At 45.7% G+C, this 23,192-nt stretch carries 26 protein-coding genes; 10 read left to right on the forward strand and 16 right to left on the reverse strand.

Going from position 1 to position 23,192, the window contains the following annotated elements:
- Nucleotides 1–110 precede the first annotated feature (110 nt).
- From BHR79_RS02765 to BHR79_RS02795, 7 genes are read right to left on the reverse strand one after another with little or no spacing between them, the layout of a single operon-like run.
- The gene (locus BHR79_RS02765; protein WP_159429226.1) at nucleotides 111–479 is read right to left on the reverse strand and encodes a rhodanese-like domain-containing protein; all 369 of its coding nucleotides are present in this window, start codon (nucleotides 477–479) and stop codon (nucleotides 111–113) included.
- Between the two features lie 54 nt (nucleotides 480–533).
- Entirely contained in the window at nucleotides 534–770 is a 237-nt protein-coding gene (locus BHR79_RS02770) for a DUF2769 domain-containing protein (protein ID WP_072560938.1), read from the reverse strand.
- Nucleotides 771–779: 9 nt separating this feature from the next.
- The gene (locus BHR79_RS02775) at nucleotides 780–1,463 is read right to left on the reverse strand and encodes a fibrillarin-like rRNA/tRNA 2'-O-methyltransferase (protein ID WP_072560940.1); all 684 of its coding nucleotides are present in this window, start codon (nucleotides 1,461–1,463) and stop codon (nucleotides 780–782) included.
- Nucleotides 1,460–2,407 carry an NOP5/NOP56 family protein gene (locus BHR79_RS02780; RefSeq protein WP_234970395.1) on the reverse strand — a complete coding sequence of 316 codons (948 nt, stop codon included), beginning with the start codon at nucleotides 2,405–2,407 and terminating at the stop codon, nucleotides 1,460–1,462. Before BHR79_RS02780 ends, BHR79_RS02775 begins: the two co-directional genes overlap by 4 nt.
- Before the next feature lie 8 nt (nucleotides 2,408–2,415).
- Nucleotides 2,416–3,375 carry a beta-ribofuranosylaminobenzene 5'-phosphate synthase gene (locus tag BHR79_RS02785; RefSeq protein WP_072560944.1) on the reverse strand — a complete coding sequence of 320 codons (960 nt, stop codon included), beginning with the start codon at nucleotides 3,373–3,375 and terminating at the stop codon, nucleotides 2,416–2,418.
- A 38-nt stretch (nucleotides 3,376–3,413) separates the two neighbouring features.
- Complete coding sequence (locus BHR79_RS02790) at nucleotides 3,414–5,615, reverse strand: ATP-dependent DNA helicase (protein WP_072560945.1); 2,202 nt, start codon at nucleotides 5,613–5,615, stop codon at nucleotides 3,414–3,416.
- 55 nt (nucleotides 5,616–5,670) lie between these two features.
- Entirely contained in the window at nucleotides 5,671–6,216 is a 546-nt protein-coding gene (locus BHR79_RS02795) for a type IV pilin (RefSeq protein WP_072560947.1), read from the reverse strand.
- A 222-nt stretch (nucleotides 6,217–6,438) separates the two neighbouring features.
- On the opposite strand from BHR79_RS02795, the gene BHR79_RS02800 reads away from it, so the two are divergent.
- From BHR79_RS02800 to flaJ, 8 genes are all read left to right on the forward strand, one after another.
- Entirely contained in the window at nucleotides 6,439–6,615 is a 177-nt protein-coding gene (locus BHR79_RS02800; RefSeq protein WP_072358526.1) for a 4Fe-4S binding protein, read from the forward strand.
- A 266-nt stretch (nucleotides 6,616–6,881) separates the two neighbouring features.
- On the forward strand, nucleotides 6,882–7,586 hold the full coding sequence (gene pyrH / locus BHR79_RS02805; protein WP_072560949.1) for a UMP kinase: 705 nt from the start codon (nucleotides 6,882–6,884) through the stop codon (nucleotides 7,584–7,586).
- Nucleotides 7,587–7,673: 87 nt separating this feature from the next.
- The gene (locus BHR79_RS02810) at nucleotides 7,674–8,852 is read left to right on the forward strand and encodes a FlaD/FlaE family flagellar protein (RefSeq protein WP_072560951.1); all 1,179 of its coding nucleotides are present in this window, start codon (nucleotides 7,674–7,676) and stop codon (nucleotides 8,850–8,852) included.
- Nucleotides 8,842–9,276: a hypothetical protein gene (locus BHR79_RS02815; protein WP_072560953.1), complete on the forward strand. Its 435-nt coding sequence runs from the start codon at nucleotides 8,842–8,844 to the stop codon at nucleotides 9,274–9,276. Before BHR79_RS02810 ends, BHR79_RS02815 begins: the two co-directional genes overlap by 11 nt.
- A gap of 38 nt (nucleotides 9,277–9,314) precedes the next feature.
- The gene (locus BHR79_RS02820; protein WP_091828942.1) at nucleotides 9,315–9,803 is read left to right on the forward strand and encodes a flagellin; all 489 of its coding nucleotides are present in this window, start codon (nucleotides 9,315–9,317) and stop codon (nucleotides 9,801–9,803) included.
- Entirely contained in the window at nucleotides 9,793–10,515 is a 723-nt protein-coding gene (locus BHR79_RS02825) for an ATPase domain-containing protein (protein WP_244888353.1), read from the forward strand. The genes BHR79_RS02820 and BHR79_RS02825 overlap by 11 nt, the downstream gene beginning before the upstream one ends.
- Before the next feature lie 18 nt (nucleotides 10,516–10,533).
- Nucleotides 10,534–12,186: a type II/IV secretion system ATPase subunit gene (locus BHR79_RS02830; protein ID WP_200796354.1), complete on the forward strand. Its 1,653-nt coding sequence runs from the start codon at nucleotides 10,534–10,536 to the stop codon at nucleotides 12,184–12,186.
- Between the two features lie 9 nt (nucleotides 12,187–12,195).
- On the forward strand, nucleotides 12,196–13,863 hold the full coding sequence (flaJ, locus tag BHR79_RS02835) for an archaellar assembly protein FlaJ (RefSeq protein WP_072560955.1): 1,668 nt from the start codon (nucleotides 12,196–12,198) through the stop codon (nucleotides 13,861–13,863).
- Between the two features lie 3 nt (nucleotides 13,864–13,866).
- On the opposite strand, the gene BHR79_RS02840 is transcribed toward flaJ, so the two are convergent.
- From BHR79_RS02840 to BHR79_RS02875, 8 genes are all read right to left on the reverse strand, one after another.
- Nucleotides 13,867–14,862, reverse strand: a complete 996-nt coding sequence (locus tag BHR79_RS02840; RefSeq protein WP_072560957.1) for an isocitrate/isopropylmalate dehydrogenase family protein — start codon at nucleotides 14,860–14,862, stop codon at nucleotides 13,867–13,869.
- On the reverse strand, nucleotides 14,859–15,707 hold the full coding sequence (locus BHR79_RS02845) for a DUF7714 family protein (RefSeq protein ID WP_072560959.1): 849 nt from the start codon (nucleotides 15,705–15,707) through the stop codon (nucleotides 14,859–14,861). Before BHR79_RS02845 ends, BHR79_RS02840 begins: the two co-directional genes overlap by 4 nt.
- 5 nt (nucleotides 15,708–15,712) lie before the next feature.
- On the reverse strand, nucleotides 15,713–16,189 hold the full coding sequence (locus tag BHR79_RS02850) for a 3-isopropylmalate dehydratase small subunit (RefSeq protein WP_083433108.1): 477 nt from the start codon (nucleotides 16,187–16,189) through the stop codon (nucleotides 15,713–15,715).
- Between the two features lie 106 nt (nucleotides 16,190–16,295).
- The gene (locus tag BHR79_RS02855; protein ID WP_072560963.1) at nucleotides 16,296–16,559 is read right to left on the reverse strand and encodes a type II toxin-antitoxin system RelE family toxin; all 264 of its coding nucleotides are present in this window, start codon (nucleotides 16,557–16,559) and stop codon (nucleotides 16,296–16,298) included.
- The gene (locus BHR79_RS02860; RefSeq protein WP_072560965.1) at nucleotides 16,559–16,792 is read right to left on the reverse strand and encodes a DUF7557 family protein; all 234 of its coding nucleotides are present in this window, start codon (nucleotides 16,790–16,792) and stop codon (nucleotides 16,559–16,561) included. The genes BHR79_RS02855 and BHR79_RS02860 overlap by 1 nt, the downstream gene beginning before the upstream one ends.
- A 69-nt stretch (nucleotides 16,793–16,861) precedes the next feature.
- Nucleotides 16,862–17,185 carry a YwbE family protein gene (locus tag BHR79_RS10925; protein WP_244888354.1) on the reverse strand — a complete coding sequence of 108 codons (324 nt, stop codon included), beginning with the start codon at nucleotides 17,183–17,185 and terminating at the stop codon, nucleotides 16,862–16,864.
- 3 nt (nucleotides 17,186–17,188) lie between these two features.
- Nucleotides 17,189–17,494 carry a nucleotidyltransferase family protein gene (locus tag BHR79_RS02870; protein ID WP_072560967.1) on the reverse strand — a complete coding sequence of 102 codons (306 nt, stop codon included), beginning with the start codon at nucleotides 17,492–17,494 and terminating at the stop codon, nucleotides 17,189–17,191.
- A 93-nt stretch (nucleotides 17,495–17,587) separates the two neighbouring features.
- Entirely contained in the window at nucleotides 17,588–20,053 is a 2,466-nt protein-coding gene (locus BHR79_RS02875; protein ID WP_072560968.1) for an oligosaccharyl transferase, archaeosortase A system-associated, read from the reverse strand.
- A 145-nt stretch (nucleotides 20,054–20,198) separates the two neighbouring features.
- Here BHR79_RS02875 and BHR79_RS02880 point away from each other — a divergent pair, with 145 nt between their 5' ends.
- Both BHR79_RS02880 and BHR79_RS02885 read left to right on the forward strand, forming a co-directional pair.
- The gene (locus BHR79_RS02880; protein ID WP_072560970.1) at nucleotides 20,199–21,326 is read left to right on the forward strand and encodes a glycosyltransferase; all 1,128 of its coding nucleotides are present in this window, start codon (nucleotides 20,199–20,201) and stop codon (nucleotides 21,324–21,326) included.
- 69 nt (nucleotides 21,327–21,395) lie between these two features.
- Nucleotides 21,396–22,202 (forward strand): tryptophan-rich sensory protein, encoded by an 807-nt coding sequence (locus tag BHR79_RS02885; RefSeq protein ID WP_072560972.1) that lies wholly within the window; start codon nucleotides 21,396–21,398, stop codon nucleotides 22,200–22,202.
- Nucleotides 22,203–22,236: 34 nt separating this feature from the next.
- On the opposite strand, the gene galU is transcribed toward BHR79_RS02885, so the two are convergent.
- Nucleotides 22,237–23,112, reverse strand: a complete 876-nt coding sequence (gene galU, locus BHR79_RS02890) for a UTP--glucose-1-phosphate uridylyltransferase GalU (RefSeq protein ID WP_072562269.1) — start codon at nucleotides 23,110–23,112, stop codon at nucleotides 22,237–22,239.
- Between the last annotated feature and the right edge of the window lie 80 nt (nucleotides 23,113–23,192).

A 23,192-nucleotide genomic window follows, 5' to 3' on the forward strand; every position in this document is an offset into this window, starting at 1 on the left:
AAGGTAATTGTGAACCTCTGAAAAATCAGAAATTAGCCGCTACCCAAATAATCAATAGAAAGCAAAAGATAGATTTACAACATCAGGATTTGCATGAATTTTAGAAAATGTTATTCCTCGTAAGGATAACCTGCAGAGCGCCAGGCATTAAAGCCGGCTTCCATATTGTATACATCACAGTAGCCCGCCTCCAGAAGAATATTCGATGCAGTTACACTGCGTCTGCCACTACGACAATATACAAGAATCACAGTATCCGAAGGTACCTCATCCAGCCGGCCTTCCAGTTCAGAAACAGGGATCAGGTAGGAATTTTCCAGGTGGCCGTTATTATATTCGGATTGGGTACGTACATCCAGGACAAAAACATCCCCTGTCTCAATCAGATTAAACGCCTCTTCTGCAGAAACATCGGAGTACTCACAGTTTTCAGGTTGCGATGCAGTGTTGTCAGCCTCCTGTTGTACACAGCCTGCCATAGTCAGAGTCCCCAGTACACAAATTAACATAACAATTGTATTTTTGCTCACAATTCAACCCTGCCTGCAAAAATAATCCCCTTCAAGCGCAAATTGATTATAGACATAACATTTTGTACACATGCATCCCTGCCTGGCCTCACCTGACACAGGACCACGTGCACAGAACATATAACCTTCAGCCGGATAGGACGGACAATTCTTGCACAAGCAGGCCTTGGAATGATGATACGATGGGCAGACACCGAAATATTTGCCCAGGCCCTGTCTCAATTCATCCTGATCTGACACCTGCAACCCTCATTCAGTCTTCCTTGCAACTACTCCTAGATGATCGATATGGAATGGTGCAAGTTTCTGCTTCTTCACAAGTTCCATTCTGGAATTATCTTGCTCCAATAACGTTTTGAGCTGCTGCTTAAAAACAGTATCGGGTTTTGCAGTGGAATCCACACTCCGGGCCTTAATGCTCATCAACAGGTACCCTCCGGGTTTGAGGAAGTGCTGCACATTGGATAGGGCAATTGATGCCTGGTCCGGCTGGGCCACGTCCTGGAAGATCACATCAACAGGCTCCACAACATTTGCATAGGACTGTGGTTTGGAAGCATCGGCAAGCAGAGGGATTATATTTGGTCTTTCTTCGCAGATAGGCAGCATGTCCCGCATTGTGCGGGGGGAGAATTCCACTGCATAGACCACTCCCTGATGCACAATATCCGAAACATGACTGACAGTGGTACCTGTAGCCGAGCCCAGGTAAAGCACCTTTGATGTGGTTGTGAAAGGAGAGGGGAGTTTTTTGAGCAGCATTGCAGCAAGTTTACTTCTTTTGGGCTCCCAGATGCGGTACTCTGCTTCATCAACCTGCATCAGGCGTTCTCCATATACCCGGGAGCCAGGAGAAAGATTTCTGGTAGCAAGGAAATTTTTCTTGCCCTGTTGTAGCGTGAAAATGTTTTCATGGAAGGTCTTGACCTTCATTTGTTCCCCTCCTTGATAGACAGGACCTTACGATCCAGTTTTTCTTTAATTGCAGGATTCCGCTGGCCGGAAAAAGCATCCACCCTGCTTGCGATACTCAGGCTTGAAGCAAGAGCACGGGCCATTTTGCCCCGGATTTTGGGATGGGAATTCTTGATTAGAGGATGATTGAAAATAATACCGTGTTTAGGCGAGGTAGCCTTGCCTCTGAGATGTTTGAATAATGCCTGGTTTGCACCCATTACCTGAATGGTGCTTGACGGCATCCGGGAGAGAGATTGCAATCCTCCGGCCATACTGATCAACCGCGCCCCCAGATTAGCTCCTGCGACCTCCTCCAGATTGGGAGCGAGTTGCTCCATGTTTTTGTGAATATAGGATTCTATCACATGACGCCTTTCATACAGGGAAGAGAGGTCCGATGCAAAAGCCTTTATGATAGCTCCGTCCTCTGCATCCATTTCCATACCCACAGACGACTGGGCAGTCTCATGAAACTGCGAATCCTGTGGCAGGTCCTGCCTTAGTCCGTTTTCGGCTACGAATTTGGCCAGGTTTTCGGTAAACATGCCTGCTTCAGGAAAATGTTCGCCGTACCATATGCCCAATCTTTCAGCCAGCAGGTTGGCCGCCTCATCAATATCATCCAGTGCTTCCACGGCATGAATAATTCGCAAATCCGGAGAATAAGAGTTCTTTATCTTAAGCCGGGTGGCTGCAATACAGGTTTGCTGTAACAGGGAATAATATTCAGTTTCCCCTGCTACGAAACCGCATCCAATGGCATTTTGAACGGGATCAAAACCTTCCGGCGGGATTTGTTTGGGATCTGCCTGAAAGACAAGCAATCTTTCTGCCAGCTGCTGCACATCCTGAGTGCAGGGACTGCATTCAGCCACACTTCCATCTTCATTGATTTCAATATCTGCAAACCAGGTTTTCACATTCAAGGTTAATCCATCCTGATATCCGCACCGGTATTATTGGGAGTTGTAAGCAAAACCTTGCCTCCTATATTCTCATCCAGGAATTTTTGCATATCCCGGACAATATGTTTCCCCTGAGTCTCATTTTCAACAAAACCACATATTGCAGGCCCAAAGGAACTCATTCCGACACCATGGGTGCCGGCCAGTCTCATCTGTTCAATTACGTCTTGCACCTGATGGCTCTGCAGAGAAATCTCTTGCTTTTTGAATCCCAGCGTCTGCAGGCTATCAAGTGCACTGCCGAAGTTCTCAATATCATTTTCAATAACTGCCGGAATCATCTGCATCAGAACGATGTGGGAGATTGCCTGTACATCCTCCAGGGGTACAGGACAGACCTGCCTGAAAATATCCACTTCCTGTGCATCATGTGCTCCCTGTCTGTCAGGAAGAACCAGCACAATAGGCCAGTCCGGAAAATCATGTCTGAAAATTATCGGAGCTGGCGGGGCCGGGCTGGCAGAGGATGGAGAAAAAGCGCCTTTATCAGAAAAACGATGCCCACAATCCACAAGGAAACCCCCTTCCTCAAAAGCCGCCACACCAATGCCGGAAGTACCGCCCCGGCCTACTTTTTGGGCCAGCTGTCTGACCGAAAGTCCCAGTTCGAAAAGCTCGTTGATCGCAGCCGCAGTACACAAAGCCACCTGTGTGCCTGAACCCAGGCCTACATGGGCAGGCATATCCTCATCAAGATAGATACTGATTCCTTCTCCTTCAGGCAGCAGGGCAGAAATCGCAGATTGCACTTTGTCGTACAGTAAAAAACTGCCGTTAATCTCCACATGATCACTTTTTTCACCAGTAAGATGAATGTGGGGATACTGCAGACTAACCCCTACTCCCCCATCAACCCGGCCCAGGGAAGCATTGAGATCAATCAGAGAGAGGTGCAGTCTTGAAGGGGATGTGATCTCGATCATAGTACCTTGGAACTAATTCACAATCATATATATATGTGTCAGGACAGCTCTTCCATGTCCGAAAAGAAATTGAGCAGGGAATATTTCACTTTGCCGGGTTCCACATCAAGAAATTCCTTCCTCTCATCTTCGGGAAATGAGGGGTATACCGAATATTTTCCCAGTCTTTTAACCGAATCCGTCATGAACCTGCCATCCAGCAGTATCCTGACACCGTAATCGGTCGGTGAACGTACCACTCTGCCCATAGCCTGTCTGATCTTACGTATCGTGGGAACCTGTACAGCATACTCCCAGCCGGCACCATAACCGAATTCATGATCATAGGCAGATTCCACTGCATGCATCCTGTCATTCAAGGCCGAATAGCCTACACCGACCACCACTACAACCCGACCGCGGCCATTCCTGTAATCCACTCCTTCACTGAGGGTACCCCAGAGATAGGTGAAAAGGACAGCTTTGCCTCCCTGTTCTCCGGTCTGGAAAAATTGCTTGCGTATATCCTGAGCAGATATCCCGGTTTCATCAAGGAACAGTTCGACACCAAGCTCGCCATCGAATTTGCGGAAATAGCGTTTTGCCTCAAAAGCATTCGGGAAGAAGATGATCACATTACCCCCGGCATTTTCAATGGTGTCCTGTAACACCTGTTCTAATATCTGGAGGTTCTGGGGATCGTCCCGTATCCGCGAATACTGGGGAGGCACGGATACTGCAATGGTCAATCTGCGCTCTTCGGGAAAGGTCAGACCGTAGGCCAAATCGCATGTCTGCCGTGTGATGCCCAAGGTGCTTTTGATCATATCAAAGGGTCTCAGGGTTGCAGACATCAGGATTGCCGAATAGATCGAATCCAGCAGCGGACCTGTTACGTTTTTAGGGATACATGTGAACAATTCCAGCCTGCCGTAGATCTCACCGCCCTGGTCCCGGCGGACATTGAGCACCGGATAATAATTCTCGTTGTTGGAGAGTTTGAGATACTGGGAGAAAAATTCTGCTGTGGGTTTTAAGTGAGATCTTTTCAGGATAGGAGTCTGGCCCTGTTTGTATTGTTCATGATAGGCATTATCCAGTAAACCCCCCACTTCAGCAGCGATCCCGAGCAATTCCTGTACCTGTTTTTCTTCCCCATAACCGGTCTCTTTCATTCGCCTCATGAAACGGGCGTGGACCACATCATTTCTTTCATAGGGGTCGCTTATGCGTATATCGTACCAGTTGCGCCCCACCCGCTGGCGTTCCCCGAACTTGAAACGGTTATCATAGGTATCCCTGACCACTTCCAGGAGGATGGAGAGCACGGCTTCCACATCCTCAACCGGCATGGAGGTGAAAAGATCACTTTTTTCATTGGCATTGAGTTCAGCCAGGGCACTTTCGATGGTATGTTCGGTCAAAGTAATGGATGAATGGGATCTGGCCGCGTTTTCTATATTATGGGCTTCATCAAATATCGCAATAATATCTTCAGGTTCTTTGTCCATCCAGCGCAGCATTGTGGAAAATATCATATCATTGAGGATATGATGGAAATTGGCTATGACAAGGTCGGCATTTTTTAACTCCCGCTTGAGGAGTTCATAACCACACATACCGTTTTCAGCGGCATAATCATTGACCTCTTCAGGATCGCGTACATCCTGGAAAAGCCACTTCTGGAATTTTTCATCCTCTGCCCTTAAAACCTCATACAGGGGGTCACATGAACGTTTTCTCAGGGAACTTGCTTTTTCCTCGAGTTTTTCCCGCTCCTCATCTACAGCATCCCTCAGAGAAGCATGAGCCGCTTCCCCCGAAGATTTGTACTCATCCCAGGCAGCCTTTGATTCCTGTTTTTTGAGAATGATTTCCTTTTCGATCTCCATGAGATCGTAGGTATTATCCCGTTTGGCCTCGCATTCATCATACCCCTGTTTCAGGGGACACATGCTCATCTTACCCTTGAAAACAAGGACCTTGATATCATGGGTACGTTTAATCTGGCGGGCCTCGTCTATGAACTGTAACATCTGTTGATGGACATTCGTGGCAATGAACACAGTTTTGCCCAGCTGTTTTCCCACATGCAGCGAGGGAACCAGAGCACTCAGGGTCTTCCCGGTCCCGCAGGCTCCTTCAAAAAGCACCAGATTTTCTTCCAGCAGGGACCGGTGAATTTTCTCCATTGCGTCCTTCTGGTTGGGATAACATTGCTCCAGGGGGAAGTACTGGATATAATTGTCAGGGGTGCTCATGGCTTTCCCTAAAGCTCCTCCTATTAAAAAGATATTGGATGGGAAATTATGAATGTTAGGAAGCGGTCAGGGTTTCTTCTATGACTACAGTGTTGGTAGGCGTATGTATGATTTTTACAGTTATCTGGTCACCTTTATTCAGTGGACATGCACCACTATTAATACGAAACATAATCAATTCACCTGTAGAAAACTCGGATTCTTTAATTGCTCCGGCAATTCCATCAGAGCTTTTATCGAACATATTTTCGTTTCCTTCTATGTTTTCTGAACAAAGAGCCACACCAACATATGCCACATTCGCTGCCGGAAGATTGATCAATTTACCACTTTCCCCACAAACTTCAGTAGCATCCACCACGATTTCAATATCAGATACATTGATAGAATCACCCCCTTCATGATAGAGATATACTTTCTGATCATCACCACTACCATATACATCACGCACCAGTTCCCCACTTGAATGTGCCACAAAAGGTGCAGGCTCCTGCATTTCAAAGGCCGTGGCAAAGAATATCAGAGTGACTCCTAACAAGAGCGTAATGGCTATCATTAACAGGATGCCGACAACAGGAGAAATTGCTTTTTCATTTTTCATTTTATCATTTCCCTAAAACAAAATGTTAATCACAATATAATTTGGATGTTGTAATTAAAGCATAACACTTCATAAAAAAGATTTCGATATACATATGTTCCTATTTAAGTTAATGTTGAATTTAGTAACGCAAAAGCTGATCGATAACTTTTTATTTTAGTTATTTAATGATAGGATGAAGTCTATACAGACATTAAAAAATCAACAGGAGAGTCGATAGATATGGTAGCAATAATCAATGTTGACGAATGTGTAGGTTGCGGAGCATGCGTGGACGAATGTCCATCAGAAGCAATCTCAATGAATGATGAAAACATTGCAGTCGTAGACGCTGAAGAGTGTGTGGACTGTGGTGCATGCGTGGACGTCTGTCCAACCGAAGCAATCACAATGGAATAAATATTCCATTTTCTCTTTACTTTTTTGAACAACTTTGCCGGGAAAATCCTATGTCTGAAGAGGGAATCTATTACATAACTACTACCTGTTCTTCAGATGCCCGGGGTTTGGGCATAGAGCGATTGCATCAGGCATACCATTTATGAAGGTGGGAAAATGCAGCCTCAAAAAATCTTTTTTACAAAAAGGCTGTATTCATCTCTCATCCCCATTTTGCATATAGTATATTTACATAATACTTCTGAACAATATCCGGAGGACCATTCATGCTAGTAGTAATATCAATAGGCGGATCCATTCTTGCCAGGGACCTGGATCCAGAGAGGTTCGCAAAATACGCCGACATGCTGAAAGAACTTTCGAAAGAACATTCCGTGGTGGTCGTGACCGGCGGAGGTGTTGCCGCCCGCCAGTACATAGAAGCTGCCAGGCAGGTCGGAGCAAATGAGGTCACCTGTGATTTTATAGGGATCGATGTTACCCGTCTCAATGCCCAGCTCCTCATAGCTGCCCTGGGCAAGAATGCATATCCAGAACCACCTCAGAGTTACAGGGATGCAGAACTTGCCCTGTCCTCCGGCAAAATAATTGTAATGGGAGGTGTAATTCCGGGACAGACCACAGATACAGTATCCGCTGTACTTGCCGAGTATCTGGGAGCTGAGTTAATGGTGATTGCAACTTCCGTGGACGGCGTATATTCAAAAGACCCGACAACATCCCCTGATGCTGAAAAATTTGATGTGATGAGTCCCAAAGAACTGCTTGATGTGGTAATGTCCACAGAAATGAAAGCCGGTTCAAAATCCCCTGTCGATCCTCTGGCTGCAAAGATTATCGAGAGATGCAGTATTGAAACAATCGTCATGGATGGTTCCAGTGAAGGGGATATCTACAAAGTCGTAACGCAGGAAAAAATAAAGAGTGAACCTGTCGAAGGAGAACGTGTGGGAACACGGATCAAGAACTGATTAACCAATAAAATGGATTATTTATAAATAATAGTATTTTACAATATATATACAATTATATACTACTAAAACATAATCCATGATAACATGGCGGGAATCGGGCAAACAATCCAGAATATCAAATCAAAATTCTCAAAGAAAAAAGGGAATCAAGATAAATCTTCCCTGCCAGATGAGGATAACGATTTTGCCAGTGAACCGGCTTTTGATGCATCTATGGAAGGGGACTATTCAGATGCACAGTCTTCCGGGGATTATGACAACTCGCCAGATCCGGATATACCTGAAGAAAATACCCGGAGAATAGCAGAGCTTGAGGACAAGATCTCCAAGATCGATGTTACCGTTTCGATGGTGCAAAACGAAAACAAAGAAGTAAAAGAAACCATCGAGAAGATAGATCAAAGTGTTCTGGACCTTTTATCTTTGTATGAGATTGTTTCAAACCAGGTCAATCCTTTTGTGGGCGAAGAAGAGGAAAGTAAAGAAATTCTTGAAAGGTTTGACACAAACGAAGAACACATCTATGAACTCTCAAAGAGCATGAAGATGCTGAGAAATGAGATTGAAAATGTCGAACAAAAAACTGCTGCATCAGGTGTCTCCCCTGAGACCGGAAAACATATAGAGACCATAAATAACAAACTTGAAACTTTTGCAGATGCACTTGTTGATACCAATGAGCGGATGCAAGGGATCTCACAGGCTGTGAACAGCTTTTCCCAGCGTGCGGATGTTCTTGAAGGCAGGATGGAAGACCTCACCATAACAAACGGGGAAACAGCCGAACGTATAAATTCACTCGAAAATGGTACTGCCATCCAGACAAATCAGCATAGCACCAAAAAGGCAAACCCCGACCGAGATACAGCAGAAAACGATTACGACGAAGAGTTTGCCGGAAAACTCCCTCTCCTGGATCTTGACATTGTCAAGAAGAAACCTACCAATATAATTGTACTTTTAAACTGGATCGAGTTCCTCATGGAAAGAGTGGGCAGGAACAATCTCATGGACGTGCTTGACTATTATGTGGACATAGGCTGGATCAGTGAAGGCGTGCGCTCTGAAATAATGGCGTATGCCCGGGGAATTGACTATTATGTGGAAAAACCTACCTGGAGATTGCTGCCCGAGGACCATACCAAATCCCTGCTATTCATTGAAAAATTAAGAGGACGCAAGATCGACAGGAATATGTTGAGTACCATTGATCGGGAAATGGCAAAAGTAAAACACGGCCTGGAGGAACTTTATGGGATTTGAGACCGCTGTTGTGGTGGCTATTTTCCTTATAGCATTCCTGTTTTTGGGTGGCACATATTATAATGGCTGGGCTGCATCCCAGGAAAACCTGCAGATGGCCAGGGAAGATAATAATGCACTGTTGCTGGATAAAACACATACATCCATCAATATAGGAGAAATAAATTCTGTCAGTGACAATTCCAGTTATACAATAACCGTGGATGTGACAAACACAGGCAGCAGGGTACTGGATTGGGAAAAAATAGATGTACTTGTCGACGGGGAACTTACGGATTATAATACTTCAACCGATCCTCATACATGGAGTCCTGAAGAATCCGTTACTTTCACAATGGATAACCTCAAAGGAAGCGGCTTTCATCGCATAAAAGTCGTGACTGAAAATGGCATAGGGGATTATTCTACCTACCATATTGATTGAAATGTATCATATCTGGGACTGAAAAAACGGGAATGGTAATGATGAAGCGAGTTACTTGGCACATAAGAGAAAATGAAGAGGGTGATACTGCCATTACCCATATGATCTTCTTCATTGCCGCTGTAATAATTGCAGTCTCGGTAGTTGCTGTACTGAATACCAATGTCCAGTCATTGACATCGTCTGCCAATACCAACAGTAATATCCTGGCAGATCAACTCCGCACGGATATCACCATAGTTAATGATCCCGAGATTGTACCCCACAACAATAACACATACAGTTTCTATGTGAAAAATACCGGTAAAACAAACATCCCTATCGATTACGTAGATGTCTTCATCGACGGCCTGCTGGTGTCCTCCGATGACCTGGACCTGCGCCTTCAGGAAGATGATATGGTATGGAGGCCATCGGATCTGCTTATTTTAGAAATTTCACGCTCCTCGCCCCTTAGCAGTGGAGACCACAGGATTCTGGTTGCTGTGGAGAACGGGAAAACCGATGCAATAAACTTTGAAACCTAATGAGGCTGATGAAGTGCAAAACACCATATATCCTTTCCCAATAGAAAGAGATGAATTCAATGATAAGCTCGGGAAAGGATTTCCCACGGGTTCTCTCATCGTCCTGGAAGGCGGAAGTGGCCAGGGAAAAAGCACCATCACCCAGAGAATTGCCTATGGTCTTATTGAAAATGATACAAATGTGACCTTCATCTCCACACAGATGACCACCAAGGGGTTTATCAACCAGATGTATTCCCTGGATTATCCCATAGCACAGCATTTGCTCAAAAACAGGCTGCTGTATATTCCTGTAATTCCTCTGGTAAAGGCCGCAAAATCCCGTCTTGATTTTATTGAAAGACTTATGTCGGCAGAGGAATTGTTCAATAATGATATCATAGTTATCGATACGATCTCAGCTCTTATCAAATACAGTGCAAACAGCGAAAAAAGCCTGGAACTCATCTCCTTTTTCAAAAAACTAAACGGGATGGGGAAAGTGATTATCCTGACAGTTGAAAGTGGCCAGCTTGAAGAAGAGCTCAATGCGATGTTTCGCTCATCCTCGGATATTTACATGACATTAAAATCAAAGACAATGGGCTCGGAAGTGAAAAGAACACTGATCGTGAACAAGTTTACGGGAGCAAAAGGTAAAGTGGGACAGCTTATCGGTTTCAGGATAGAGCCCAAAGTAGGCCTGGTCGTGGAAATTGCTTCAGTTGCATGATAACAGAGAGGTGAAAAAGTGCAAGCAAATTTTCAGAAGGCAATGCAGACAAATCCGCATCTCAAAACTTATGTGAGCCGGTTTATGAAGCGTGGAGGAGATCGGCCCGAATTTTTGGCCGGCCTGCCCAAAGACCTGGATCCTGAAAATGTCAATATAATTATCCCGGTGGGAGATCCCGTATTTATTCATCTCTATGGCACACCAAAAATGGGAGAGGCACATTATTACGCCGTTGAACCTCAACTCACGGAAAAAGAGCAACGCAAATATGAGGCAATAATGGATCGCATCCTTGAAGATTCCGCAGGAGAAATAGTTCCTGAATCTGAAAAAGAGCTGAAGGATACGATCAATAAGTTACTTAATAAAATTGTGGAAGTCGGGGACGGAGGAGAATTACCTGATATAATTGAAGGCGGGAATCTCCTGCAAAAACTCATTCCCAGAAAACAGACCATCCCTCTCACACAATCTGAATATACCCATATCCACTACCACATCGAGCGCAATATTGTGGGTTCAGGCCCCATTGAACCCATCATCAGGGACCCTTATCTGGAAGATATTCACAGTATTGGCGTCTCGGGCGTATTTATCGTACACAAGGTACTCGGTATGATGAAAACCGATCTGACTTTCGGTACAGAGGCCGGGCTTGACGGATGGCTGCGCAGTATGAGTGAACGGATAGGCCGGCCGGTCAGTGACGCAAAACCCGTTGCTGATGGTGCTTTACCCGACGGGTCACGTATCAATATCATTTACAGTCTCGATGTCAGTAAAAGAGGTAGCAGTTTCACGATGCGTAAGTTCAGTGATGTGCCCATAAGCATAATCCAGCTCATAAACTGGGGGGCTATCGATGTCAATATGGCTGCTTATATGTGGATGTGTCTGGAAAACGGGATGAGCGTTTTTTTCAGTGGAGAAACCGCAAGTGGAAAGACCACCATGCTCAATGCCTGTTTAGCATTCGTAAATCCTACTTCCAAGATCTATACGGCCGAGGATACCGCTGAAGTGCAGCCTCCCCAACCGGTCTGGCAGCAGCTCATTACCCGTGAAGACGGACCACCGGAATCCAGGGTTGAAATGTTCACCCTGTTAAAAGCTGCATTGCGTTCCCGTCCAAACTACATCATTGTAGGAGAAATTCGAGGAGAAGAGGGTGCAGTGGCATTCCAGGGTATGCAGACCGGCCACCCGGTACTGGCTACTTTCCATGCTTCAGCAGTTACAAAAATGATCCAGCGACTTACCGGAAATCCCATAAATGTACCCGTGACCTTCATTGACAACCTTAATGTGGCAATGATCCTGCAGGCGGTTTACAGGCAAGGAAAATTTCTGCGCCGCTGCATATCCATAGAAGAGATCGAAGGGTATTTCGAGGATGCAGGAGGGGTTGTCACAAGAGCGGTATTCCAGTGGGAACCGGAAACAGATACGCATAGTTTCCGAGGGTTGAACAATAGTTTCATCCTGGAGGACAAGATTGCTACAAAACTGGGATATGAGGATAAGAGGCAGATCTACAATGACCTCTTTTTGAGGGCAAAGATACTGGATGAAATGGTCAAAAGGGATATTACCGACTACCACGACGTTTTGAAAATAATAGTAAACTTCTACAAATACGGTGTGCATGGATTGCCTTTCAGTGTATGAGATGATTGGATGAGTTACAGGAAAGCGTTCAAACTCATGAATATGGAACCTCTTGATTATGTCAAGAAGTTCGCTCTCCCTGTCATCGTGTTTGGATTTGTATTCTCGGCTATCTTTTACATCATGCTGCCCACCCTGTTTGTGGGAAATACCCGCATAATACCGGCACTTGTACCTGTACTCTGTATTATTTTTGCCGCCTACTATCCCATGTCCATACTGGGAGGCCATGCGGCAACTATCAACAATAATATGCATTACTACATCACCCAGATGGGTGTCATATCAACCGCAGACACACCCCGGATTGATATAATCCGTATCATTTCACAAAATAAGGCTTATAAGACCCTGGCAGAAGAGAGCCGGAAAATATACAACCTTGTAACCGTCTGGAATCTGAGCATGTCTGCAGCATGCCGGTTTGTAGCCAAACTCACCCCTTCGATCATCTATCAGGATTTTCTGGATCGGTTCGCCCACGGCCTGGAATCCGGCGAAGATATCCGCTCTTTTCTGGCAGCTGAGCAAAATGTTGTCATGAAGCAATATGAAGCGATGTACAACAGCGCTATGTATATGATCGAAGTTATCAAGGAACTTTTCGTATCCCTGGTAATGGCTCTCATATTCATGGCATCGTTTGCTCTCATAATGCCTGTGATCACCGGCATGGACGCCGTGATGCTGATGGGTATGGTCATTGCCATTTTTGCCATGGTCGATGTGGCCATGTTATTCTTCACAAAAAGCAAGGTACCAAAGGACCCGATCTGGATCCAATCAAATATTGTGACAAAGGAGAAGACACGTCTATACCGCTCCATTCCAATATCCCTCCTATTATGCCTGCTCATGGCAGTTGCTGTAATATTTGTTGATAAATTCCCCACCCCCATCGATATTGCAATTGTCGTTACACCCCTTGTCTATACAGGCAGGGTCGCCAGAAAAATGGAAAAAGATATTCGCCGCAAGGACGAGAATTTTCCTTCTTTTATCAGATCACTGGGAAGTTCGGCAGGTGCGAGGGGAGGTATGATCGATGATGCCCTGAAGGCCCTGAAAAGTCATGACTTCGGGCCTCTGACAGGGGATGTGAATGAACTGTACAAAAGGCTCACCACCCGTATCAATAAATTCCGGGCATGGGAGCTCTTTGCAGCAAATACCGGCAGCAATCTTATCGATCGTTTCAGCAAGATGTTCATCGAAGCCACGAACCTGGGTGGCAAACCAGATGTCATAGGGGATATGATCGCAAACAATTTTCTGAGGATTGTTACTCTCAGGAAAAAAAGGAGCCAATCAGCATCGAGTCTTGTAGGTGTCCTGTACGGCCTTACTGCGGGAATAGCATTTACACTGAATATTTCCCTGGGTGTGGTGGAACTTATGCAGGAGATGTTCACTTCATCCATGCAATCATCTGGCAGTGGTGTTGATGCCGGTATCGGGATGATCCTGCATACGGATGTGGGAAGCATGGGGACCCTTTCCCTTCTGGTCCTTCTGATAATAGCAGTCCATGCCCTTATATCTGCTCTGATGATACGGGTTGTGGACGGTGGGCATCCTCTGGTCGGAGCTACTGATTTTGTGATAATGATGTGGATCGGTGGAGGAAGTGCCGTGTTAACAGAGAAGGGAATTGCTTCCCTGCTGGGTGTGACCTGAAGATCAGGAATGGGATTGTACGTACTGCACCAGAAATTCTGTTACCTGCGCTGTTGTAGAGTTGCCACCCAGATCAGCAGTCTTTATATTTTCATTAATAGAAGCTTCCACAGCTTCTCTGACAATGCGGGCTTGTTCAGGTTTATCCAGCCAGTCCAGCAGCAGGGCCACTGAAAGTACGGCTGCAATCGGGTTGGCTATACCCCTGCCTGCAATATCGGGAGCACTGCCATGTACCGGTTCGAAAAAGGCCTGCTTTTCTCCAACATTGGCACTGGGCAGCAAGCCCAGACTTCCCACAAGCGCCCCACCTAGATCACTGAGGATATCCCCGTACAGGTTGGGAGCCACTACCACATCATATTTTTCGGGGGAGCGCACCATATCATATGCCATGGCGTCTACCAGCATGGCGTCGTGAATTACGTTGTGGGATTGGGCAACTTCCCTGCAGGTATTGAGAAACAGGGAATCCGCCTTGATCACATTGGATTTATGGACAATTGTCAGATGATTGTGTCGTTTGGCAGCATATTCACAGGCTATTTGTGCAATACGCTCAGAAGCCCTGCGGGTGATTATACGCTTGCTCCAGGCCTCATTCTCAACCACTTGCTCGATGGAAGAATACAATCCTTCAGTGTTCTCCCGCACTACCAGGATATCAAAATCAGAGTTGCCTGTGGCACCTTTTATTCCCTTTATGGGTTTTAAGGGTCTTATATTGGCATAGAGGTCCAGTTCTCTGCGGATGGTCAGCAGTACACTCTTGTAATTTGGATCCGCAGGAGTTGTAACCGCTCCAAACAGGATACAGTCACATTCTTTAAGGATTTTGAGATCTGCATCCGTGATCGCCTGACCGGTTTTTTCCCATTTGCCGTAGCCGAGATTCAGAGGGATTTTTTCCAGGGACAGGTCGAAGCAATCCAGTACCTGCAGTGCAGCAGGAATTACCTCTTTGCCCACACCATCCCCTTCAATTACAGCCAGTTTCATGCATCATCCTCCCTTATCCTGTCCACAAGTTCCCTGATCATGTTTGCCACATCAAATTCAGAGGCACCCCAGTGCACGGTTGCGCCGGGAAAACCACTGATGGTAACCTGGCCGGCATTCTCAGCCCGGCAACAGCGGGCGATAAAGGGGCCTTTGGGTTTGACGATATCACTGGTGAAGGGACAGAGACTGATAAAATCATATTCCAGACCAGGAAAACGGGATTCGAAAAGAGATCTAGATATCTCACAGCCCACAAGTAAGGAACCGGGTTTTTCGATCACGTCATTGTCCAGACATTTGCCTTCAAGTCCTGAGGAAGAACAGGGGAAAACCGTATCCGGACCACTGAAGCGGGTCAGGTCGATCGTATTTTCCTTGAAAGTTATTGTGAGATCACCGAATATACCTGAAGTTTCCAGGCGGCGCACGACATCGGTCAGCCAAGAAGGATACGGTGGAGCGATATCCAGGATTTCCAGTTCCAGGATTTCTGAGGTTGCAGGTTCATGCACAAAGGTCACATGATTGTCGATACCCGTAAAGATGACCGTGGTTATACCGTTTTTACACAATTCTGCAGCCTTTTTTATGAGGAGGGAGCGATCCTTTATATTCAGTTTATCAGGGAAACTGACAATGTTTGCAGGTTTTGCGATCAAGTTCACGGATTCGGTTTTGCGCAACAGGCCTTCACCGCTATGTTCCACCTGATAGAGCCACTGGTTACCATTGCATTTTTTCACAAGCATGTAGTGGGTCAGAAAATAGATGGGCTCTTCTGAATCCTCATCGGGATGGATATGGGTCACACCCACATGCTTGTATTCAAGAGGGAATATCATGGCTTTTATTCCTGCTGTTGTTTTCTGCGATGCTCGACAAGCCCGCCGTCACTCAGTATTTCCAGCAGGAAATCGGGGATTTGCTGGCCCCTGTAAATCCTGTCCGCCACTCTCACAGTGCCTTCGGAGAGATTAACTTCGACCTCATCACCTTCCTCACACTCCACATCCGCCTCGATCAGCGGCAGGCCTACGTTTATGGAGTTGCGGAAAAAAATACGTCCGAAGGATTTAGCAACCACACAACCTACACCGACATGTTTGAGCGCCAGGGGAGCCTGCTCCCTAGAGGAGCCACAGCCAAAATTGTTGCCACCGACAATGATGTCGCCGGGGGATACTTTGTTTGAAAAATCCGGGTCGATTCCCTCCATGGCATGATCGGCAAAAACCTGCATATCGGTGGTGCGCAGGTATTTGCCCGGGATGATTACATCGGTGTCCACATCGTCACCGAAGATCCATGCTTTACCTTTAATCACTTTTTCCAATCCTCTCACCTGCTTAGGGATACCTCTTATCTCTTATTTGTAGATAGCGAATTATGCGTGGCCAAGTACTGACCCAAAAGAGAGAACTCTCTGAATATTAATATTTATTATAGATATTGCGTCTATGACCAGTCTCAATTACAAAAACAATCAACTGGTCACCATCAATGCTCAAAATTACCCTGTATTCCCCTATTCTTAGCGAGTATAGCGGAGATTTCGGAGAACCTTTGAGTTTTTTTATATGAACTTTGGGGTTTTCCTTTATTTCCTTAATGCCAGCAACTACCCTTTTTGCCATATCAACAGGTAGTTTCTGTAAATCTTTTCTTGCAGCCGGTGAATACAGGATAGTATACATTAGCGAAGCTCCAGTTCAGCTTCTATTTCTTCCTGTGTGTAATAATTTCCTTCTTTAAGATCATGAAGGGCTTCTTCAACTCTTTTAAGTGTATCTTCACTCAAAGGCTCCTCATCATAAGCCATTCCAACCAGCCTGGAAAGAACCTCATTATATGACTCCCTGGGAAACAGTTTCAGGTTATCAAGATTGTTTTTTACTTCAGAATCCACTTTAATTGTAGTTGTGGTCATATACTTGAGTATACTTGAGTATACTATATAAATTACACGTGATGAGAATCCGGACCAAACGACCCAGTATCAATAAATTTCCTTCACCCTGCCGACACTACCATCTTCCAGTTGTACTTTTATTCCGTGGGGATGAGAGGAGGATTTGGTGAGAATTCTTTTGACAATACCCCTGGTTATCTTGCCACTCTTCTGGTCCTGCTTCAGAACGATTCCTACGTTCAGCCCTGTCTTGATGTTCTTTCTGTTAGTGCCTGCATTCATGGTCTGAAGGTGAGCCTGTAGGCATATAAGGTTGTTTATCAGTGGAAAATGAATAGCAATTAGAGATTTGATTCCGAATATTCCGATATTATTGTATGTTGTGGAGAACCTGACGGATTTGAAATCCATTCTTCATACTGGTGTAGCCTCATTCAGTATATTTTTCCCGAGATTTGGTTTCAAAGCCTTTTTGTGCACAAGATCAACTTTTATTCCCAAAGTATCGGAAAGGTAGTTTTCAAGTTCAATGAACTCAAGCAATCCCGGAGTTTCATTAAATTCCACCAGTATATCGAGGTCACTACTACTCGTTTGTTCTCCCCTGACATAAGAGCCAAATACAGCAAGAGAGGCAACCTTATATTTTTCCTTTAACTCTGGCAGCATTTTGTGGAGTTGCTGTTTGTAACTATCAATTGCATTGTTTTGAGAAGCCATAGGTATCTGGTTGTTTTGTTTTAATTATATTAAGTGATATCGACAACAAAAAAAAGGAGTTCTAGAAAAATAGAGAAATGGAGAATAGAGGCCTTATACCTCTATTTCCCCACCGTTCAAAACAGCCGATTCACTCACCCGCACAGATTCAGTAGTATCTCCGAAGCTAACCTTGTAGGAACCCCTGGGTGCTGTATCGAACTGCGTCTGGCCTTGCATTGGGCCTTCTGTGGAATAGGGCACCACGAATTCATAGGTGCCATCTGTGGCGGTGGTGGACTGGGTATACTCAAAGGTCCTGCCGGTAGTGGTGAGGATGGTATTTGTGATGGTTACTTTTTCACCATCCGGTGCCTGTCCTGTGATAGTAGCACCGTCCACATACTCGAAGATCTTCACATAACCGGTATTCACAACCTCAACATTGCCGCCAAAGAGGACATTGTAAACCTGTTTGTAGCCACTCTCTGCGGTGTTTGCTGCAGGAGTCTCATGCACCATACGATACTGCTCAAGACCATCACCGTCAAAGATGTGCAGCCGGGCTTCCATTGTATTGAAATAACGCTCTCCGGGTACGGTCTGGGTACCCTGGGCAGTCTGGGCCTGCACATAGTAGTTATCGGTATCCAGGGTCCAGGCAGCCATGGCATAGAATTTACCGGTGGCCATCTCCACATCGGAGACCACATAACGTGCCCCTGCCTTTTCAGGGTCCGGATGCACGGCTTCCAGTACTGCTGTAGCCTCTGCTTCAGAGGAGGCCGTGAAGAAGGTGGATGCACCGGGTCTGTTCTCCTCATCCATACTGTTGCGCCGGCCACCGATTCCCTGCTGGAAAGGATTGGCGTTGGGAATCCTGTGGCCGATCACTTCAAGCCAGTGGCCGTAATCCCACCAGGACATTACACCATAGGCTTCATCGGGATAAGGATAAAGTTCACCTTCGGGAGGTTGTTCATAACTTTCATAATAATCAAGACCGGGATCTGGTGTATTGTATTTCATCCACTGGCTGGCCTCAATCCAGTAACCATTGGGACCGCCCGTACCCTGGTTCTGCTGTGTGGAGAGGTCATAGGACGGATAGGCCAACACAAGCACCACCAGTACTAATGTCACTGCATGTACCGGTTTGATCTGTTTGAGCCAGTCGCTTATACTGGATGTCGCTTCGGCAAAGGGACTCCTGATCTCTTTCCAGCCTGCCAGGTCCAGCACTTTGATCCCTAGATAGGCTGAAAGGATGGCTGCATTGACCGAGTAGTAGTAGGCAAAACGGTTCTGTTGCAGCATGGCCCAGATGATCATCACAGACCAGACTATAAGGAAGGTCTGCTCCCGGTTGTTGTGGCGATAGATGGCAATATAGGCCAGGATTGCCAGGGCGAAGAAGGAAAGAATACCTGCCAAAGCGAAATTGTACCAGAGGGGTTGCAGGGTGAACTGTCCGCCACGCATCAGGAGAGGGGAGGCTTCAGCGATGGTAAGACCGCCGCCTGTGCGCATGAAGTAACTGAAGACACTGGTCACCAGAGCATAGGTCGATTCGGAGACCACACGGGCTAGAAGGATACCTCCGCCAAATAGAGCTGCTACAGAGAGTGGATAATAATAGCGGTTGAGTTGTTTCTCTTTCATGTAGTACGATATCACAGAGAGAAGAGGAAATGCCACAAGACCCGCTGTCAATCCAAATATTTGTCGGGATTTGGTGTTTCCTATTTCAGGAGCCAGCAGTACCATTACAAGTGCCACAGCAAAGATTGCCATCCCACCGATAGCCAAATACTCCGTGGATCTGCCATGCATGTGGTCAATGATATGCTGAACTGTAATGTAGACACCAACTATGAAACTGAAGAACAGGGCTCCTTTCCAGGTAAGGGTGTAGGCACCCAGGAAAAAACCTGTAAGCAGGAAATAGGGAAGAAGAGGTCGTATTTGAGAAAAGCCATTCTCCCTGAGATGGGATAATGTAAAATCACTGGATTCACTGCGTCTCAATCCTGCAATCAAAAACATTGCCACAACCGTGCTGAGCAATGCCTCAGCGATGTGATGATCGTTAAAACCAATTATAGCACGTGACAGGAACTGACCTGGAGCTAGTGCAATAAGCAAGGCTGCGAGCAATCCTATGCGCCGGTCGTTGAAGGCCCATTTGCCGACAAAGTATGTGGGAATGACAACAAAGGAGCCCAGAAGAGCCGGGTAATAAGCACAGATTGTATGCGTGAGTTCAGTAGAGGGATTTCCCATGCCAATAATCCATATAATACTGGCAAGCACCAGATCAAACAGCGGGGCAAAGACCTGATCTGTACCATATGGGTATTGTGTATAGGCATCAAACCAGAGCATCGAAGGGAAATTATGCAGAATGGATTCCACATTTCTCAGATGATACCAGGGATCATTACCCCCGAAACGCACGAAGTTCTCGGCAATGAATACGCTTTCTGCAGGGACGGTTCTGATATAAAATGCTATTAAGAAAACAATAAAGAGTAAAAGGCCAATGAAGGCTTGTGTTAGATTTGGAACTTTACTGCGCATAAGACCACTCGATTTGCTCAATTTATATGTGGTGCAACTTATTTATGATGTGATATAAGAGTTTTGATTATAGAAACGTTACCAGGAATAATAGTTACTTCATAATCCCAAACAATTATATCCCATTCACACCCTACCCAAACCAATGAACTCCCTACTCATTGCAGCAGTATTATTCACCCTTATCCCGCTTATTACATATCTTATTTACATTCTTGCCATCCTTAAACCCTCCAACTCAAAAATCCACGCGCCGGATACTCAACCTCCGATAACAGTGGTAATTCCCACTTACAATGAAAGTGAGGTCATTGAGCACCGTATCAAGAATTTAAAGGACATCGATTATCCCACGGAAAACATCCATGCGATAATAGTGGATGACCAGTCAACTGATAACACTGTGGAACTGGCAAACAAAGCTTTCCAGAAATACAGTATCTCCGGTGAAGTGATTGTCAAGGAAAAACGTACAGGTACCAATGCATCGGTTAATCTGGGTGTGGGAAAAGCCAGCACTGATTTTGTAGTGACCACGGATGCAGATGTCACCTTTGAACCTGATGCAGTAAACAATGCGCTGGGCCGGCTGCTCAGCGATGAGAAGATCGGAGCTGTCTGCGGGGAACTGGAACCCATTGCACGGAAGGATTCTTTTACCACTCATTCCGAAAAGGCCTACAGGGATGTCTACGGCAGGATGTGCAGCTGGGAAAGCGGCCTGCATTCCACCTACTGTTTCAACGGGCCTCTAATCATGCTGAGGAAAAAAGCCTTCTCCCCGATTCCCGAAACAAAAGGAGCATCAGATGCAGGCATGGCGCTGCGCATCATCCGTAATGGTTACCGCTGTCTCTATGAATCATCCGCCAGGTTCTACGAATACATCACAAGTGACATGGACCAGCAGCGCCGCCAGAAACTCAGACGTTCGGCACGATTACAGGAAGCCACCCTCCACAATCTCGGGCTGGTTTCACCAAAATACGGAAAATTCGGGCTGTTTGTGTTGCCCCTGCGTTTTGTCATGTTCTTCATAGCCCCTGTTTCATTTTTCCTGGCTGTGGTGCTCTGGTCGATTGTGCTGGGTAACATCAATCTCTTATGGGGCACCGGGGTATGGATATTGTTTGGCCTGGCCCTGCTTTCAGGTCAATGGAGATCCAATCTCATATCATCCTTTATCTGGCACCAGATTTACCTGCTGGTAAGTCTGGTCTACATGTTCAAGGGAGTACATATCTGGCAGGCTATTGAAAGGAAGAAAGTGTAAGCAGCGATAGAAATATCTCTCCTGATGCACATCTATTAGTTTGCAGGAACATTTCAAAGGAAAGGAAATATGGAACGAAATCAGCCAACATTGATGATCAAAATAATCACCACAGTAACCTTTTTAGCAATGGTCATTGTCAATGCACTGGCCAATGCTCTCCCGATCAATGGGCTCACTACCGGCCAGCTATCAGATTTCTATCCCAATCTCTTTGCTCCGGCAGGGTGGACCTTTGCAATCTGGGGACTCATCTATCTGCTGCTGGCGGGATATACACTGTATCAGCTTGGAGTTTTTCAGGACAATATGGATACTGCCAGAGGTGAATTACTAAATAAAGTAGGAATTCTCTTCTCAATTTCCTCCATCGCCAACGCTGCCTGGATATTTGCCTGGCACTATAGGGTAATACCATTATCCCTGCTATTGATTGTTGTAATCCTTGTGTGTTTGATCCTGATAAATCAAAGAATAAACAAAGAACAACTTTCTGCAAAAGAGAAATTGTTTATCGGATTGCCGTTTAGCGTATACTTCGGCTGGATCACAGTAGCAACCATTGCCAATGCCACTGTTCTTCTTGTCAGCCTGAACTGGCAGGGTTTTGGTTTACCTGAACCCACATGGGCGTCTATTGTGATCATTCTTGGATTTATTATCGCAGTCACAACAATGCTAAAGAACAGGGATGTTGCCTATGGCCTTGTTATTGTGTGGGCTTATGCGGGAATATTGTTCAAGCACACCTCATCAGATGGATTTGCAGGCCAGTATCCTCTAATTATCAGTATCACAACTGCTTGTATTGGTTTATTACTTCTATCCGAAGTTTATCTATTAATTTCACAAAAAAGAAATATGGAAGAGATTTGACAGGAAAATCTTTGATCAAACCAGGAAAATATATTCAGCCGTGGGTAATTGGCTCCAAACCTTGCAAATGCTGCTGAATCTCTTCCCTCATACCCTCATCCTTCAAGGCAAAATCCAGCACTGCCTTCACATACTCCACCTTATTGCCGGAATCATACCTTCGGCCGGTAAACTGGTGAGCATAAACTTTCTGTGAATCGTTGAGTAATCTGATTCCATCGGTCAGCTGGATCTCGCCACCCACGCCTTTGGAAGTCTGCTCGATGCAATCGAATATCTCCGGAGTGAACACATATCTTCCGATGGCACCAATGTTGGAAGGTGCCTCTTCAACGGCCGGTTTTTCCACGATATCATCCAGGGCATAGAGATATTCATCCACAGGACTGCCGCTTATTATCCCGTAACTGCTGACCTTGTCATGTGGCACTTCTTCCACCGCGATCGTGGAGCGGCCGTATTTCTGGAAGACATCGATCAACTGACGAGTACAGGGTTTCTCATTGACAATAATATCATCACCCAGCAGCACTGCGAAAGGATCCCCGCTGACATGTTTGCGGGCGGTCATTATGGCATCTCCCAGCCCATTGGGTTCCTTCTGGCGGATGTAGTGAATGTCCACCATTGAAGAAATCTCCTGAACCATTTCCAGCATGTCATACTTACCCCGATTCTTAAGATGCATCTCCAGTTCAGGACAGCCGTCAAAATAATCCTCGATCGCCCGCTTGTTACGCCCGGTTATAAATATGATATCATCTATCCCGGATTCGATGGCTTCCTGTACCACATAATGGATAACAGGAGTGTCAATGATCGGCAGCATTTCTTTGGGCATTGATTTTGTGACCGGCAGGAAACGGGTCCCCAGCCCCGCCACCGGTATTACGGCCTTTTTCACATCCATTTCGGTATCCTCGGGTTTCATTTTCTGTTAAGTTTGATGTATCCAATTGATATTAGGTTTTGGTTTTCAAAATAGAGATT

Origin of the sequence: Methanohalophilus halophilus, from assembly GCF_001889405.1 — an archaeon.
In the GTDB taxonomy this organism is placed as follows: domain Archaea; phylum Halobacteriota; class Methanosarcinia; order Methanosarcinales; family Methanosarcinaceae; genus Methanohalophilus; species Methanohalophilus halophilus.